The sequence below is a fragment of the Jeotgalicoccus nanhaiensis genome (genome assembly GCF_015235105.1).
GTDB lineage: Bacteria > Bacillota > Bacilli > Staphylococcales > Salinicoccaceae > Jeotgalicoccus > Jeotgalicoccus nanhaiensis.
In genome coordinates this window covers 35,279-52,089 of sequence record NZ_JADGLW010000001.1, presented here as the reverse complement: position 1 = coordinate 52,089, position 16,811 = coordinate 35,279, and the positions used below count along the sequence as shown (strand labels likewise).

The 16,811-nt window shown below is 45.7% G+C and carries 13 protein-coding genes; all 13 read left to right on the top strand.

What is annotated here, in order from left to right:
* Positions 1-11 precede the first annotated feature (11 nt).
* The 13 genes from IR135_RS00205 to pnp all read left to right on the top strand — a co-directional run bounded on the left by IR135_RS00205 (position 12) and on the right by pnp (position 16,799).
* Positions 12-1,706, top strand: coding sequence for a proline--tRNA ligase (locus IR135_RS00205; RefSeq protein WP_135095645.1), 1,695 nt, complete (start codon positions 12-14; stop codon positions 1,704-1,706).
* Between the two features lie 72 nt (positions 1,707-1,778).
* The gene (locus IR135_RS00200; RefSeq protein ID WP_135095643.1) at positions 1,779-6,062 is read left to right on the top strand and encodes a PolC-type DNA polymerase III; all 4,284 of its coding nucleotides are present in this window, start codon (positions 1,779-1,781) and stop codon (positions 6,060-6,062) included.
* 117 nt (positions 6,063-6,179) lie between these two features.
* Positions 6,180-6,647, top strand: coding sequence for a ribosome maturation factor RimP (gene rimP / locus IR135_RS00195; RefSeq protein ID WP_115885794.1), 468 nt, complete (start codon positions 6,180-6,182; stop codon positions 6,645-6,647).
* 16 nt (positions 6,648-6,663) lie between these two features.
* A complete protein-coding gene (gene nusA / locus IR135_RS00190) occupies positions 6,664-7,719 on the top strand; it encodes a transcription termination factor NusA (protein WP_115885795.1) in 1,056 nt (351 codons plus the stop codon).
* Between the two features lie 10 nt (positions 7,720-7,729).
* Positions 7,730-8,014, top strand: coding sequence for an RNase P modulator RnpM (gene rnpM, locus IR135_RS00185; protein ID WP_115885796.1), 285 nt, complete (start codon positions 7,730-7,732; stop codon positions 8,012-8,014).
* Positions 8,011-8,307 (top strand): L7Ae/L30e/S12e/Gadd45 family ribosomal protein, encoded by a 297-nt coding sequence (locus tag IR135_RS00180; protein ID WP_115885797.1) that lies wholly within the window; start codon positions 8,011-8,013, stop codon positions 8,305-8,307. Before rnpM ends, IR135_RS00180 begins: the two co-directional genes overlap by 4 nt.
* A gap of 14 nt (positions 8,308-8,321) precedes the next feature.
* Positions 8,322-10,418 (top strand): translation initiation factor IF-2, encoded by a 2,097-nt coding sequence (gene infB / locus IR135_RS00175; RefSeq protein ID WP_135095641.1) that lies wholly within the window; start codon positions 8,322-8,324, stop codon positions 10,416-10,418.
* A 2-nt stretch (positions 10,419-10,420) separates the two neighbouring features.
* Complete coding sequence (gene rbfA, locus IR135_RS00170; protein ID WP_135095639.1) at positions 10,421-10,771, top strand: 30S ribosome-binding factor RbfA; 351 nt, start codon at positions 10,421-10,423, stop codon at positions 10,769-10,771.
* Between the two features lie 87 nt (positions 10,772-10,858).
* Positions 10,859-11,809, top strand: a complete 951-nt coding sequence (gene truB, locus IR135_RS00165) for a tRNA pseudouridine(55) synthase TruB (RefSeq protein ID WP_135095637.1) — start codon at positions 10,859-10,861, stop codon at positions 11,807-11,809.
* Positions 11,796-12,734, top strand: coding sequence for a riboflavin biosynthesis protein RibF (gene ribF / locus IR135_RS00160; protein WP_135095635.1), 939 nt, complete (start codon positions 11,796-11,798; stop codon positions 12,732-12,734). The genes truB and ribF overlap by 14 nt, the downstream gene beginning before the upstream one ends.
* 159 nt (positions 12,735-12,893) lie before the next feature.
* On the top strand, positions 12,894-13,163 hold the full coding sequence (gene rpsO, locus IR135_RS00155) for a 30S ribosomal protein S15 (protein WP_115885802.1): 270 nt from the start codon (positions 12,894-12,896) through the stop codon (positions 13,161-13,163).
* A gap of 166 nt (positions 13,164-13,329) precedes the next feature.
* Positions 13,330-14,340 (top strand): nuclease-related domain-containing protein, encoded by a 1,011-nt coding sequence (locus IR135_RS00150; RefSeq protein ID WP_135095633.1) that lies wholly within the window; start codon positions 13,330-13,332, stop codon positions 14,338-14,340.
* A 338-nt stretch (positions 14,341-14,678) separates the two neighbouring features.
* Positions 14,679-16,799, top strand: coding sequence for a polyribonucleotide nucleotidyltransferase (gene pnp / locus IR135_RS00145; protein WP_135095631.1), 2,121 nt, complete (start codon positions 14,679-14,681; stop codon positions 16,797-16,799).
* Positions 16,800-16,811: the final 12 nt, after the last annotated feature.

Genomic DNA, 16,811 nt, shown 5'->3' with positions numbered 1-16,811 from the left:
AGTGAAACAATATGAGGCAATCACAAATGTTTATCCCTACACTTAGGGAAACACCAACAGAAGCCGAAAGTTTAAGCCACCGCCTGATGCTGAAGTCAGGTATGATTAAACAGCTCGCACGCGGTATATATGCATATTTGCCGATCACGCAGCTGGTGCTGAACAATATTCAGGATATTGTGCGTGAGGAAATGATGAATATCGGCGGTGCCGAAGTGCACCTGCCGGTGCTGCACCCCCGCGAATTATGGGAAGAATCGGGCAGATGGGATGCATACGGCAAAGAGCTTATGAGAATCCGCGACCGTCATGACAGGGAGTTTGCTCTCGGGCCGACACACGAAGAAGTAATTACTTCGCTCGTCCGCGATGAACTGAAAAGCTATAAAAAGCTGCCGCTTACCTTATTCCAGATTCAAACGAAATTCCGCGATGAATTAAGACCGAGATTCGGCCTGCTCCGCGGACGTGAATTTATAATGAAAGACGCTTACTCTTTCCATATCGATGAAGAATCGCTAGATAAAACGTACAGAGATATGTACGACGCCTACAGCCGCATCTTTACGCGTCTCGACTTAAACTACAGAGCAGTCGAGGCGGACGGCGGCTCTATCGGAGGCAGCCACACACATGAATTTATGGCGCTTGCAGATATCGGTGAAGATACTATCGTTTACACAGATGAAAGCAGCTATGCTGCAAACATTGAAAAAGCAGAATGTACACCGCCAGAAGAGCGCAGTACTGAAGAAATGCTTGAAACTGAAAAAATCGCGACACCTGATATCGGCACGGTAAAAGAACTTGCCGATTTCCTCGATGCCGATTTAACTTTAACGACTAAAACGATGGTTGTTAAAACGGAAGACGGTCTGAAAATGATTGTTATCCGCGGGGACCAGGAGCTGAACGATGTTAAAGTGAAAGCTTACTTTAATACTGAAATGATCGATATGGCAGCGGATGAAGAAATTACAGCAGAATTGAATGCAGCACCCGGTTCTCTCGGTCCTGTCGGTTCACCAATTCCCGTCTATCTTGATTACCAGGTCGAAGCGATGAGAAATTATCCGGTCGGGGCCAATGAAACGGGTTATCACTTATTAAATGTGAACCATGAACGCGACTTCGAAGCAGCCGGTACGGGTGACTTCAGATTTATTAACGAAGGTGAAACGGTTGCTGACGGTTCAGGTCCGGCTAAATTCATGCGCGGTATTGAAGTCGGTCAGGTATTTAAACTCGGCACTAAATATTCCGAAGCTATGGATTTCAACGTACTCGACCAGAACGGCCGTGCAAAACCGGTCTTAATGGGCTGTTACGGTATCGGGATTTCACGCGTGCTTTCGGCAATCGTCGAAAGCCATAACGATGACAAAGGTATCTACTGGCCGAAATCAGTCACACCTTTTGATATTCACCTTATTACTGCGAATACGAAGGATGAAACGATTACCGGCACGGCTGCGGAAATTTACGATATTTTATCGAAAAACCACCGTGTGCTGTACGATGACCGCAACGAGCGCGCAGGCGTTAAATTTGCCGATTCGGAACTGATCGGCCTGCCTGTAAGAATCGTCGTCGGACGCGGCGCGAAAGACGGCATAGTCGAAGTGAAAGGCCGTCTTGACGAAGAATCTACAGAAGTGCGGATTACAGACTTAACATCATATCTTGCAGACAATGACTACGCGTAAATCTTAGATTTACGCGTTTTTCTAGGAAGACAGGCGCAGGATGTGGAATTTTTAACTGGGAGTGTTTTCTAATTGGAAAGCCACGATAAATTAAAGATTTTACTTGAACAGGCAAATATCACTCAGAATAATTATTTGGAAGACGCTGAGCTGTCGCGTGTCGTTGTCGATGATGATGCACGGATCTGGCAGTTTCATCTGACAACATCGCGCATTATACCGAGCGCGCTGTACCAAATGATGAGTGCTAACATAAATAAAGCATTTAAAGACATTGCAAAAACGGAACTGATCATGTCGGCTGCAGAGTTCGATGAACAGCTCGTAACAGACTATTTCCCGCTCGCAGTACACAGTCTTTCTATCAATGACAATATAAAGCACCAGCTGGAAAGAACAGCTAAAAAACTCGATAACGGTGTGCTTTATATCGCGGTTAAGAATTCAATTGAACAGTCGCATTTCAACAGGCATATCAACGGCAACCTGCTGAATGCATATAAGTATTTCGGCATTCATTTAAACGGACTTGAAGTAACGATTGACGATGATCTGCAGTCATCGCTGTCAGAAGCGCTTGAAAATAGAATCAGCGATGAACGGGAGGCACTCATTACCCAGTTTATTTCCGACAGGGAAAAACAGGCGGAGGAGACTGAGCGCAAAGGCAATGTGCCAAAACAAATCGGCAAACCGCAAACCTTTGACGGTGTGCGTCCTTTAGAAAATATTTTTGATGAAGAATACAGTGTCAAAATTGAAGGGCATATTTTTTCAAAAGAAGTACGCGATCTCCGGAGCGGGCGTAAAATCCTGCAGCTGAAATTAACCGACTACACGGATTCGATTATGGCAAAAATGTTTTCCCGTCACGGTAAAAATGATGACGAAGTTTTCGAAGTGCTGGAAGAAGGCGACTGGGTCATTATCGAAGGCCGGGTGGAATACGATGAATTTACGAAAGATATGGTCTTAAATATCCGAAATTTAACGGCGGTTAATAAGAAACCGAAGCGTGATAATGCCGATAAAAAACGCGTGGAGCTTCACCTGCACTCAACGATGAGCCAGATGGACGGCATGACGAGTATTACAGAATATATTAAACGTGCGAAACAGTACGGTCATTCAGCCCTTGCGGTAACGGACCACAACAACGTACAGGCCTTTCCGGATGCCTTTAACGCAACGAGCGGCGACGATGACTTTAAGATGATTTTCGGCATGGAGGGCATGCTGGTCGACGACGGCGCCCCAATTGCTTACAAGCCCCAGGATTACTCTCTTGAAGATCACGAATTTGTGGTCTTTGACGTGGAGACGACGGGACTGTCATCAAAGTATGATTCAATCATCGAGCTTGCCGGAGTTAAAGTGAAAAACGGCGAAGTCATCGATAAATTTGAACGTTTCAGCAACCCCGGAGAAAAGCTGTCGGAACTGATTAAAGAACTAACCGGGATTACCGATGATATGCTGGTCGGCGCACCGGACATCAGTTCTGTTATTACAGACTTTAAAGAGTGGGTCGGCGATGCTATATTCGTTGCGCACAATGCGAGCTTTGACATGGGCTTTATCGATGAAGCATATGAAAAAGAAGGTTTCGGCAAATCGACGAACGGTGTTATCGATACGCTCGAGCTGTCGCGCACAATTAATACCAAGATGAAAAAACACGGCCTGAATATTCTGGCGAAGCAGTACAACGTTGATTTAACTCAGCATCACAGAGCGATTTACGATGCGGAAGCCACCGCTTATATTTTCATTAAAATGATGGCGCAGCTGAAAGCTGATTACGGGATTACGAACCACAAAGATATAAATTCGAGTCTGTCAAACAGCGATTCGTATAAGCGGGCTATGCCGACACATGTCTCTATACTGGTTCAGAACAATACGGGCTTAAAAAACTTATTTAAAATTGTCAGCCTGTCGCTGACCGATCACTTTTACCGGTCTGCACGAATTAAACGCCAGGTGCTGGAAGAACACCGCGAAGGACTCTTAATCGGCAGCGCCTGCGACAACGGTGAAGTTTTTACAGCCATGATGCAGAAATCCTATGAAGAAGCGAGAAATAAAGCGCACTTTTACGATTATCTCGAAGTATTTCCAAAACCCCTTTACCAGCGTCTTTTAGACCGGGAAGTGGTACGCGATGAGGCGACCCTTGAAGAAATTATTGAAAATATTATTAAGCTCGGCAAGGAGCTGGGTAAACCGGTCGTTGCAACCGGCAATGTCCATTACCTTGAAGAGTCCGATAAACTGTCCCGGGACATTTTAGTGAAATCGAATCCGGGTAACCCGCTGTCCCGCGGTAATTTACCGGAAGCGCATTTCCGTTCTACAGAAGAAATGCTCGAACTGTTTGATTTTCTCGATGAAGATACTGCCTTTGAAATCGTCGTCGAGAATACGCAGAAAATAGCGAACATGATCGACAAAGTTGAAGTGATTAAGAAAGATCTGTATCCGCCGAAAATTGACGGTGCGGAAGAAGAAATCAGACAGATGAGCTACGACAACGCAAAAGCACTGTATGGCGAAGAGGTGCCGCAAATTGTAGTGGACCGCCTTGAAAAAGAGCTCGAGAGTATTATCGGCAACGGCTTTGCGGTTATTTACCTGATTTCGCACAAGCTCGTTAAGCGCTCGCTTGATGACGGCTATCTGGTAGGTTCACGGGGTTCCGTCGGGTCGAGTTTAGTCGCAACAATGACTGAAATTACCGAAGTCAATCCGCTGCCGCCTCATTATGTCTGTCCCGAGTGTAAAGAGTCGGAGTTCTTTACCGACGGTTCGGTATCGAGCGGTTATGACTTGCCCGATAAAAAATGCAGTAAGTGCGATGTTGATTTAATTAAAGAAGGTCAGGATATTCCCTTTGAAACCTTCCTCGGATTTAAAGGGGATAAGGTGCCTGATATCGACTTAAACTTCAGCGGTGTCTATCAGCCTAAAGCGCATAACTATACGAAAGATTTGTTTGGGGTGGACTACGTTTACCGCGCAGGGACTATCGGCACGGTCGCAGAAAAAACGGCCTTCGGTTACGTTAAAGGTTATCTCAACGATAACGGACTGCATAAGCGGGGGGCTGAGATCGACCGCCTCGTACTCGGCTGTTCCGGCGTTAAACGGACGACGGGCCAGCACCCGGGCGGTATTATCGTTGTGCCGGACAACATGGATATATACGACTTTACTCCGATTCAGTATCCGGCTGATGATGTCGAAGCCGAATGGAAGACGACGCACTTTGACTTTCACTCAATCGATAACAACTTATTAAAACTCGATATACTCGGACACGATGACCCGACGATGATCCGCATGCTGCAGGATTTATCCGGCATCGATCCGACCACCGTGCCGACCGACGACAAGGAAACGATGAAATTGTTCAGCGGCCCTGAATCTCTCGGTGTAACACCGGATCAGATTTTATGTAAAACGGGAACGCTCGGCATTCCGGAATTCGGAACGGGCTTTGTCCGTCAGATGCTGGAAGATACGAAACCGTCGACCTTCAGTGAACTCGTTCAGATTTCAGGACTGTCCCACGGAACGGATGTCTGGCTCGGCAACGCCCAGGATTTAATCCGGAAAGGGACGTGCGACCTGTCAAATGTTATCGGCTGCCGGGATGACATTATGGTAACCCTGATGTACAAAGGGCTGGAACCGAGTCTTGCGTTTAACATTATGGAAAAAGTGCGTAAAGGGAAAGGTCTGACTGAAGAGCACGAGCAGGCGATGAAAGATAACGGTGTTGAGAAATGGTACATTGAATCGTGCAAAAAAATTAAATACATGTTCCCTAAAGCTCACGCCGCAGCCTACGTGCTGAACTCGGTCAGAATTGCCTACTTTAAAGTGCATCACCCGCTCTTTTACTATGCGAGCTACTTTACAGTACGGGCAACGGACTTTGATCTTCTGACGATGGTCAAAGATAAAGATACTATCCGCCACCGCGTCAATGAACTGAACCAGAACTTCCAGGAGCTGTCGAAAAAAGAAAAAGATACACTCGTCGTGCTGGAACTGGTCAATGAAATGGCGCAGCGCGGATTTAAAATGCAGCCTGTCAGCGTCGACAAGTCGGACGCCTTCGACTTTATTATTGAAGGCGACACGCTGATCCCGCCGTTTATAGCGGTGCCGGGCCTCGGTGCTTCAGTTGCAAGAAGAATAGTGGAAACGCGCGAGGACGAGGGTTTTATCTCTAAAGAAGATTTAAATAAAAAAGCCGGCGTCTCACAGAAACTGATCGATTACCTGACCGAACTCGGGAGTCTTGATCATCTGCCGGACAAAGCCCAGCTGTCAATCTTTGACATCTAGTCTTCTTGCACGGTGTAATTGCTTATGGTATAATATTAGTGATTAAAAATACTCAGTCTGCAGGAGAAGAGCGGGTTCGTCCCGTTCTTCTCTTAGTTTTGAAAGGGGGACTTTGACATGAATGCAACCGAACAGAAAGTATTTACTCATGTCGAGCCAATTGCAAAAGACAACGATTTAAAACTGGTTGAAGTTAACTACGTTAAAGAAGGACCTGACTTTTTCCTTAGAATTTTCCTGGATAAAAAAGGCGGTATTTCACTCGATGATTGTGCAGCGTTCTCGGAAATAATCAGTGCACAGCTTGACGAATGGGATATTATCGGGGGCGCGTATTATTTAGATGTGTCATCTCCCGGAGCAGAACGTCCGATTAAAGATGAGGAAGATCTCGAGCTTACGCTGAACAAAGGTATTTACGTTAAAACATATCAGCAGATCGCCGGTGAAAAAGAGTGGACAGGTGTACTGACCGCTTACGATGAAAACTCTGTAACGATTGATTACAAAGTAAAAACACGAACAAAAACAATTACAATTGAACGGGACAAAATTGCAACAATAAGAAAAGCCGTCTTATTCTAGAATGGAGGAAAATTGAGTGAATCAGGAACTAATTAATGCAGTTGAATTTATTCATAAAGAAAAAAATATTCCTATGGAAGTGCTGACTGACGCAATTGAAGCAGCACTGATTACTGCATATAAGAAAAACTATACAGACCACAAAAACGTTTCAATCGATTTAAATATGGAGACAGGTGCCTACCATGTAATTTCGCGTAAAGATGTTGTTGCAGAAGTGGAAGATCCAACTGCAGAAATTGATCTCTTAACAGCGCAGAACTATAACCCGGCCTATGAAATCGGTGATCCGTTTGATGAGGATGTAACACCTCAGGACTTTAACCGCGTCGGTGCACAGGCTGCAAAACAAGCAGTAATGCAGCGTATCCGCGATGCTGAACGCGGCATTTTATACGATGAATTTATCAACAAAGAAGACGAAGTGCTGACAGGTTTAATCGACCGTGTCGACCACCGTTTCGTCTATATCCAGCTCGGCAAAACAGACGCGGTGCTTGCTGAATCGGAACGTATGCCGAACGAATCTTATATTCCGAACGAGCGCATTAAAGTGTATGTCAACAAGGTTGAACAGACGACTAAAGGACCGCAGATTTTCGTCTCGAGAACGCACCCGAATCTCTTGAAACGTTTATTTGAAGAAGAAGTGCCGGAAATTTTTGACGGAACAGTTGAAGTAATGAGTGTGGCGCGTGAAGCGGGCGAACGTTCTAAAATCAGCGTCTACGCTAAAAATACAGATGTCGACGCTGTCGGTTCATGTGTCGGTGCAAGAGGGGCACGTGTGGAAGCCATCGTCGATGAGCTGAACGGTGAAAAAATCGATATCGTCCTCTGGGATGAAGATCCGAAAGTATTCGTCAAAAACGCACTCAGCCCGTCACAGGTTGTCAGTGTAAACGTCGATGAAGAGAACAAGTCTACAGTCGTAGTCGTTCCCGACCATCAGCTGTCTCTGGCAATTGGTAAAAAAGGACAAAACGCACGTCTTGCTGCAAAACTCACTGGCTGGAAGATAGATATTAAAAGCGAATCAGATGCTCTGAATGAGGGCATCAGTAACGACTAGAGGTGAAAATATGGCACGGAAAATTCCGATGCGCAAATGCATCCTGACGAATGAAATGCATCCGAAAGCAGATTTAATCCGCGTCGTTGTAAACAAGGAAGGCGAAGTTGCTGCAGACGCAACCGGCAAGAAGAACGGCCGCGGCAGCTACGTCGTGAAAGATCTCGACAAGGTCAATAATGCTCGCGGTAAAAAAGTGCTTGAAAAAGTACTCGGCAAAACGACCGAAACACTGGACCCGGTCTATGATGAAATTATCCGTCTTATTTACAGAGAGGATATTCCAAAACGATGAACGATAAAATTTTAAATTATATCGGCCTCGCCACCGGCGCAGGCAAAACTGTTACCGGTGAAGAGAAAACCCTTGAAGCTATAAAAAGCGGCAGAACAAAAGTTGTGTTGCTGGCTGCAAATGCGGGTAAAAGTACTGCAAAGAGAATTAAAGACAAATGTGCAAGCTACGATGTCACTGTCATTGACAAGTACACAAACGAAGAGCTGTCTCAGGCGACCGGCACATATAACAGGGTCGTACTGGCAATTGCCGACAAGGGATTCGCCAGAAAGATAAAAGAGCTCCTATAGAAGGGATTGGTTCAATGAGTAAAATAAGAATTCATGAATACGCCAAAGAAAAAGGTTTAACAAGCAAGGAAATTATCGATTTTCTGGAATCGAAAAATATCGAGGTTAAAAGCCATATGTCTTCACTGGAAGATGACGTGCTGAAAGTTCTCGATGCCGAGTTTAATAAGAATGCCAAAGATGCAGCTCAAAAACCGGCCGGTAGTAAACCTGCTGCTAAACAAAACAGCAAACAGAACCAGCAGAAAAATAATAACAATAAAAATCAAAAAAATAAGCAAAACCAGAAAAATTCGAAAAACAAAGCTCCTAAAAACCAGGAAGCCAAAAACCAGGAGCCGAAAAAGGCTGAACCTGAAAACAAGCATTTCACATACGAAGAGGGAATTACAGTCGGTGAACTGGCTGAGAAAATCGGCGTAGATTCTTCAGTTATCGTTAAAGACTTATTTATGCTCGGTATCGTGACGAACATTAACCAGTCGCTCGACCAGGATTCGGTTGAAGTCGTAGCAGAAAACTACGGTTTTACTTCTGAGCTTGAGGTATTTGTAGACGATACGGATCTCACGAACTTCTTCGACCTTGAAGAAGAAAAACTAGATGAAGAACGTCCGAGCGTCGTCACAATTATGGGCCACGTTGACCACGGTAAAACTACGCTCTTAGATTCGATCCGCAACACGAAAGTGACTGCAGGTGAGGCGGGCGGTATTACTCAGCATGTCGGCGCTTACCAGATTGAACACGGCGGCAAAAAAATCACTTTCTTAGATACTCCCGGACACGCAGCTTTCACAACTATGCGTGCAAGAGGAGCACAGGTGACGGACATTACTATTCTTGTCGTTGCAGCAGACGACGGAGTAATGCCTCAGACAATCGAAGCGATTAACCACGCGAAAGCGGCAGAAGTGCCGATTATCGTCGCGGTCAACAAAACTGACAAACCGACAGCGAACGCAGACCGCGTTATGACTGAACTCGGTGAGTACGGTCTTTATCCTGAAGCATGGGGCGGGGATACAATTTTCGTTCCGCTGTCTGCACTGACAGGCGAGGGTATCGATGAACTGCTTGAAATGATTACTTTAGTCGGTGAAATGGCTGAACTTAAGACGACGAGCAAGATGGCTGCGATCGGTACGGTAATCGACGCAGAACTCGACAAATCACGCGGACCTGCAGCGAGCCTGCTCGTCCAGCACGGAACGCTTAACGTCGGAGACTCTATCGTAGTCGGCTCGACTTTCGGTAAAGTCCGCGCCATGGTTTCAGACACTGGCCAGCGCATTAAATCTGCAGGCCCGTCGGTACCGGTTGAAATTACGGGTATCAACGATGTGCCTGAAGCGGGCGACCGTTTCGTAGTCTTCGAAGACGATAAAAAAGCGCGTTCCATCGGTGAAGCGCGTCACGAAGATAAGATTATGCGCGACAGAGAAGTTAACCAGAAAGTATCGCTCGATAACTTGTTCGAACAGATGAAAGAAGGCGAGATGAAAGATCTCAACATCATCATCAAAGGTGACGCACAAGGTTCGGTTGAGGCCCTTGCTGCTTCACTGATGAAGATCGACGTTGAAGGAGTTAATGTCCGCATCATCCATACAGGTGTCGGTGCAATTAACGAATCAGACGTTACGCTCGCAAACGCTTCAAGCGCGATTATTATCGGCTTTAACGTCCGTCCGGATGTCAATGCGAAACGCGCAGCTGAGCAAAACCAGATCGATATGAGACTCCACCGCATTATTTACAAAGTTATCGAAGAAATCGAATCGGCTATGAAGGGTATGCTTGACCCTGAATACGAAGAGAAAGTTATCGGTAATGTCGAAGTGCGTGAAATCTTTAAAGTATCGAAAGTCGGTACGATTGCGGGAGCTTACGTTACAGACGGCAAGATTACACGTGACAGCGGCGTGCGCGTAATCCGCGACGGTATTGTCGTGTTCGAAGGCGAACTCGATACGCTGAAACGTTTCAAAGACGATGCAAAAGAAGTCACTACAGGTTACGAATGTGGACTGACAATTAAGAACTTCAACGATATCAAAGAGGGCGACCAAATAGAGCCATTCATTATGGTAGAGATTGAGAGGAAATAATTATGTCAACGAGAAATGAACGCATAGCAGAAGAAATTAAAAAAGTGCTTAGCGAAGAAATCCGTACAACAGTAACAGAGAAAGAACCGGACATCGGCATGGTAACTATTACCGAAGTCGAGGTCACAAAAGAAAATGAAACAGCGACCGCTTATTATACGTCGCTGAACAACAACAGAGAATTCGTGCAGGAAACGCTCGATAAGTTCAACGGCCTCTTCAGAAAAGCTGTTGCGACTAACATCCGTCTCCGTAAAGCACCGGAAGTGAAGTTTAAATACGACACTTCCATCGATTACGGACAAAAGATTGAATCGCTCCTGAGCGACATCAAAGAACGCGATGACAAGTAATATAACAAGATAAGCCGCACTCGTTTTCCCCGCCGGGAGCCGGGTGCGGCTTTTTCTTCCTCTACATAAAATAAGCAGGTGAAGATAATGGCAAACAATAATATTCACGGCGTGATTCCAGTCGATAAACCCGCCGGTATGACTTCGCACGATGTCATCTACAAAATGCGGAGAGTCCTCGGAACTAAAAAAGTCGGCCACACAGGCACGCTCGATCCGTCGGTGACAGGGGTGCTCCCGATTGTTATCGGAGATGCGACCAAGCTGACTGAAATTCTCCAGGAACGCGACAAACGCTACAGCGCGACTGTCACACTCGGGCGCACCACAGATACAGAAGATTCGACAGGGAAGACACTTGAAACTGAAGCAGTTCCTGAAGGCAGCGTAAATAAAAAAGATGTCCTCGCTGTCATCGAACAGTTTAAAGGCGATTACAGCCAGACTGTGCCGCTGTACAGTTCCGTTCGGGTCAACGGCCGGAAATTGTACTGGTACGCTCATGAAGGCATTGAAGTGGAACGCCCCTCGCGGACAGTGCGGATTAAACATCTGGAACTCACTTCAGACCTCAGCTATGAGGAAGGGACTATATCTTTTGATATCGATGTCACCTGCTCAAAAGGCACTTACATCCGCACGCTCGCAGTCGATATCGGCCGTGCACTCGGCTACCCTGCACATATGTCCTATCTCCGCCGGACAGGATCCTGCGGATTTTCAATCGACCAGGCCATTGCGCTCGGCGATTTAAGAGACGGCACAGTAAAAGCAGAGCCGATTCCCATCATCGATATGCTGGATGATATATTGAGATACGACATTCAGGATGAAGATTTATTATTTCAAATCACACACGGGCAAAAAGTAGTAAAAAGTGATATATTAACAATGCTGGGTTTAACTGACCTCGATACTATTTTATTTACCCGCGGTGAGATGCCGCTCGGAATTTACAAAACACATCCCGAAAAACCTGATCAGTTAAAACCATTTAAAATGTTTAATAACTTATGGGGGACTTATGGAAATAATTAAATTGCACTATCCAAACGATGAAGCACTTTCAAACATAGAGCCGTCAGCAGCAGCCCTGGGCTTTTTTGACGGCCTCCATTTAGGACATCTCGATGTCATCAATACGATGAAGGAAATCGCAGCAGAACGCGGTTTAAAGAAAGCGGTCATGACCTTCGACCCGCATCCTTCTGTCGTGCTCGACCCTAAAAAACAGCGTACAACCTACCTGACGCCGTTTGACATTAAAATGAAGAAACTGGAAGAACTCGACATAGACTATGTATTTGTGATTAACTTTTCCAGTGCTTTTGCAGGACTCGATAAAGATTATTTCGTCAAGGAATACATTATCAGCAGCAACATCAAAGAAGTCATTGCAGGATTCGATTATACATACGGCAAAAAAGGCAGCGGTACAGTCGCAGACTTAAAACTGTATGAAGAGTTCAATACGACAGAAGTCGGCAAGCATGAAATGCTGGACAGTAAAGTATCGACGACCCGCATCCGCGAATATCTAGATAACCACGAACTCGATAAGGCCAACGCAGCTTTAGGCCGCGCTTACGATATCGAGGGCATTGTAGTCCAGGGTGAGAAGCGCGGCCGGACAATCGGCTTCCCGACTGCAAACATTGAACCCAACTACCGCTATTTCATGCCGGCAAAAGGTTCGTATGCTGTGACGATGACGATTGAAAACGACGACACGCTCTATAAAGGGGTTGCGAGCGTCGGAGTTAAACCGACCTTCCATGACAACGCGCGTCTTACGACGGAAGTTTACATCTTCGACTTCGCCCGCGATATTTACGGGGAAAACGTCACGGTTCATTGGCATTACTTCGTTCGTGATGAAGAAAAATTCGACGGCATCGAACCGCTGATCGCGGCAATCGATTCCGATGCGAAGATTGCGCGCGAGCTGCTCCGAGACCTGTAGGCTGACGTTTTCAAGAGGACCGGTTTTTATCTTGTAAATGAATACTTGATATGAAGCTTAAAAAAGTATATAATATTACGAGTACCGTATCTTGGCATTGTTGAAACTCCGACGCATGCTCGGATATTGGTGTATATAAATTATTAGGAGGAAATTATAATGGCAATTTCACAAGAAAGAAAAACAGAATTAATCGAAGAATACCGCGTACACGAAACTGATACTGGGTCACCAGAAGTTCAAATCGCTGTATTAACAGAAGAAATCAACACATTAAACGATCACCTGCGCACGCACAAGAAAGACCACCACTCAAGACGCGGTCTTCTTAAAATGGTAGGACGCCGCAAGCACCTGCTGACTTACCTGCGCAACAAAGACGTAGTAAGATACCGCGACTTAATCGCTAAACTTGGACTACGCCGTTAATCTATAAACTTTCGATCCGCCCCTCTGTAGAGGAGCGGATTTTTTGTTTTTTGCTGATTATGATGCGCAGTTTTTCAATTTTTGCATTTACCTCGGATATTGGTAGGAAACTCCGGAATTTCATCTATATTTATAGTGAGGAGTATTCTTAAAAAGGAGAGGTTAAATGTTTTTAAACAGCAGAAAGATACCGGTGGAACTTTTACATTATAGAGCTTTGCAGAAGAGACGTCATTTGAATGCTGCCGAAGACCGTCAGCTTAAAATATATAGAAGCGGTTATGAGGGCGAATGCTTATACGATAAAATTTTTGATGAAATAGGACACAGCAATCTTTATATTTTTAGAGATGTTTATCTTGCTGCAGGAAAAACGGGAGCTCAGTATGACAGTCTGGTTATTGCGGGAGATGCTGTTGTTGTCAATGAAATTAAAAATTACCGGGGAGAATACTATTATAAAAACGGCAGATTTTCGAGGAATAATGAAGTAATTCCCGATAATCCATTTTCACAAGTCGACCGGGCAGTCGGAAAATTATACCGCATCTGCAGAAATTATAATGTGACTGTTGAGATAACGGGTAAGGTGATATTTCCAAATGATGACTTCAGACTGTATTCAGAGGATAACTCAATTTGGAAGAATGTCGTCATCCGTATGGATCTGAAGAAATACTTCCGCCAGTTTAAAGAGAGTTATAATACCGAGAAGGCGGATAAACTTGTATCATTAATTCGTGCACATATAACAGAAAATCCATATTTTAACGGGAGCCTAGATGCCGGTCAAATCCGAACGGGGATTTATTGCGGAGAATGCGGAAGTTTTAATCTAGAAAAGGGACGTTTCCAGTTAACTTGTGCTGAGTGCGGTACAATAGAAAGTAACGAAACACATCTGCTCCGCGCCATGAGCGACCATAAGTTCCTGTTTTATAATCAGCCGATGACGAAACGGTCGCTGCTGAGATTAATAGATCATCAGCTGCATGGTAGGACAGTACTTCGTTCACTTCAGAGGCATTGTGATGTAATTAAAAAAGGAAGGCAGACATCGTATGAGTTCAGATATTATGATGTCAATGCAGCCTTGAAAGAAACGAAGAAAGTACAGAGGTATAAGGATAAGCCTGGCAACAAGATAAAAGAGCAGCGAGACTATAGTGCTGAGTGACAATAATGAGCGGAATTCATAGTCACGCAGTGCCGTCTTGGTGACAATGAGCAGATTTCATAGTCGCGCAGTGCCGTCATAGTGACAATGAGCGGAATTCATAGTCACGTAGCGCCGTCCTAGTGACAATGAGCGGATTTCATAGTCACGCAGCGCCGTCTTAGTGACAATGAGCGGAATTCATAGTCGCGCAGCGCCGTCCTAGTGACAATGAGCACCTCCCACAGGCACGCAACCCCCGCCAGCGCTCTAAAACCCGCCACCTTTTTATATATATATTTCACAGCAAAAATGATATGATAATTATAAGTGCCAAAGCTAAGGAGAGAAAACAAATTATGAATGAACAGACTAAACAAGTGTTTGAAACTGAGTGGGGCGGCCGCCCGCTTATTATAGAGTACGGAGAGATGGCTAAGCAGGCGAGCGGTTCTGTACTTGTACGTTACGGCGATACAGTAGTGCTCTCTACAGCGACAGGATCGAAAGAACCGAAAAATATCGGTTTCTTCCCGTTAACAGTAGCTTACGAGGAGAAAATGTACGCAGCGGGGAAAATTCCCGGCGGCTTCAACAAGCGTGAAGGGCGTCCGAGTGAAGATGCGACGCTCACGAGCCGTCTAATCGACAGACCGATTCGTCCCCTGTTCCCGGACGGCTACCGTCACGACGTACAGGTAATGTCTATAGTGCTTTCTGTAGATAATGATGCATCTCCCGAAATGGCAGCAATGCTCGGATCTTCAATGGCGCTTAGCGTCTCGGATATTCCTTTTGACGGCCCGATTGCGGGTGTTACTGTCGGCTTAATCGACGGGGAGTTTATCATCAATCCGACAGTGGAGCAGCAGGAGAAATCGGAACTTGAACTCCAGGTTGCGGGGACTTACGACGCAGTAAACATGGTGGAAGCAGCGGCACAGGAAATTCCTGAAGATATTATGTTAAAAGCGATTCTTTTCGGTCACGAAAACATTAAGGAGCTTGTCCAGTTCCAGAACGATGCAATTGCTGAAATTAAACCTGTTAAACGCGAAGTTGAAATCGAGCAGATTGACGAGGACTTCCGCGCACAGATTACAGCTCAGGCTGAAAGCATGGACCTGTATGCTAAAATTCAGGAGAACGACAAGCAGACACGCGAAGAAAACATTTCTTCAGTCAAGCAGGATATTATCGCAAGTCTCGACGAAGATGCTGAAGATTACGACGCACTCGCAGCAGATGCATCGGCTATTTTCGACGACCTTGTTAAAGCTGAAGTCCGCCGTCTAATTACAGACGATAAAATCCGTCCTGACGGCCGCGAACCGGCAGAAATCCGCCCCTTAAATTCACAGGTGGGACTGCTTCCGCGCACGCACGGTTCAGCTTTATTTACACGCGGACAGACTCAGGCGCTGTCTGTTGCAACGCTCGGCGGCCTCGGCGAGCACCAGATTATCGACGGTCTCGGCACAGAAGACAACAAACGCTACATGCACCACTATAACTTCCCGAATTTCTCTGTCGGTGAAACAGGTCCAATCCGCGGACCGGGTCGCCGCGAAATCGGTCACGGAGCACTCGGGGAACGTGCGCTGTTGCAGGTTATCCCGAATGAAACGGACTTCCCGTACACGATTCGCGTCGTGTCTGAAGTACTTGAATCGAACGGTTCTTCTTCACAGGCATCGATCTGCGGTTCGACATTAGCCTTAATGGATGCAGGTGTGCCGATTAAAGCACCGGTAGCGGGCATTGCTATGGGTCTTGTTAAGAAAGATGAAAATTACACAATTCTGTCTGATATTCAGGGCATGGAAGATGCACTTGGAGATATGGACTTTAAAGTTGCGGGAACTCCGAAAGGAATTACTGCGATTCAGATGGATATTAAAATCGACGGTTTAGATGAAGGGATTTTACAGGAAGCGCTTGAGCAGGCACGCATCGGCCGCCTGCACATTTTGGATAATATGCTTGCAACAATCAACGCGCCGCGCACTGAACTATCAGCACACGCGCCGAAAGTTGAAGTTATGCATATTAAACCTGCTAAAATCCGCGACGTTATTGGACCGGGCGGTAAGAAAATTAATGAAATTATCGACGCGACAGGTGTTAAACTGGATATCGAACAGGATGGTACTGTCTACATCGGTTCGAGCGACCAGGAAGCAATTAAAGAAGCGCGTAAAATTATCGAAGATATTACACGCGAAGCGGTTGTCGGCGAAATTTATAACGGCGAGGTGCGCCGCATCGAGAAATTCGGCGCCTTCGTTCAGCTCTTCCCGGGCAAGGATGCACTCGTGCATATTTCCCAGCTCGACAATACACGTGTCAACAAGGTTGAAGATGTCGTTAAAATAGGCGATAAAATCCTCGTTAAAGTAACGAATATCGATAACCAGGGACGCGTTAACGCATCGCGCAAAGAATTACTGGAGACAGATAAAGAGAAAAAAGAAGACTAAAATAACTGCCGG

Excerpts from the sequence above, each read along its gene's own strand:
- ribF (WP_135095635.1), top strand. The coding sequence starts at position 11,796 with ATGGAAATAATTAAATTGCACTATCCAAACGATGAAGCACTTTCAAAC.
- rimP (WP_115885794.1), top strand. The coding sequence starts at position 6,180 with ATGAATGCAACCGAACAGAAAGTATTTACTCATGTCGAGCCAATTGCA.
- IR135_RS00180 (WP_115885797.1), top strand. The coding sequence starts at position 8,011 with ATGAACGATAAAATTTTAAATTATATCGGCCTCGCCACCGGCGCAGGC.
- IR135_RS00150 (WP_135095633.1), top strand. The coding sequence starts at position 13,330 with ATGTTTTTAAACAGCAGAAAGATACCGGTGGAACTTTTACATTATAGA.
- rpsO (WP_115885802.1), top strand. The coding sequence starts at position 12,894 with ATGGCAATTTCACAAGAAAGAAAAACAGAATTAATCGAAGAATACCGC.
- truB (WP_135095637.1), top strand. The coding sequence starts at position 10,859 with ATGGCAAACAATAATATTCACGGCGTGATTCCAGTCGATAAACCCGCC.
- pnp (WP_135095631.1), top strand. The coding sequence starts at position 14,679 with ATGAATGAACAGACTAAACAAGTGTTTGAAACTGAGTGGGGCGGCCGC.
- infB (WP_135095641.1), top strand. The coding sequence starts at position 8,322 with ATGAGTAAAATAAGAATTCATGAATACGCCAAAGAAAAAGGTTTAACA.
- rnpM (WP_115885796.1), top strand. The coding sequence starts at position 7,730 with ATGGCACGGAAAATTCCGATGCGCAAATGCATCCTGACGAATGAAATG.
- rbfA (WP_135095639.1), top strand. The coding sequence starts at position 10,421 with ATGTCAACGAGAAATGAACGCATAGCAGAAGAAATTAAAAAAGTGCTT.
- IR135_RS00205 (WP_135095645.1), top strand. The coding sequence starts at position 12 with ATGAGGCAATCACAAATGTTTATCCCTACACTTAGGGAAACACCAACA.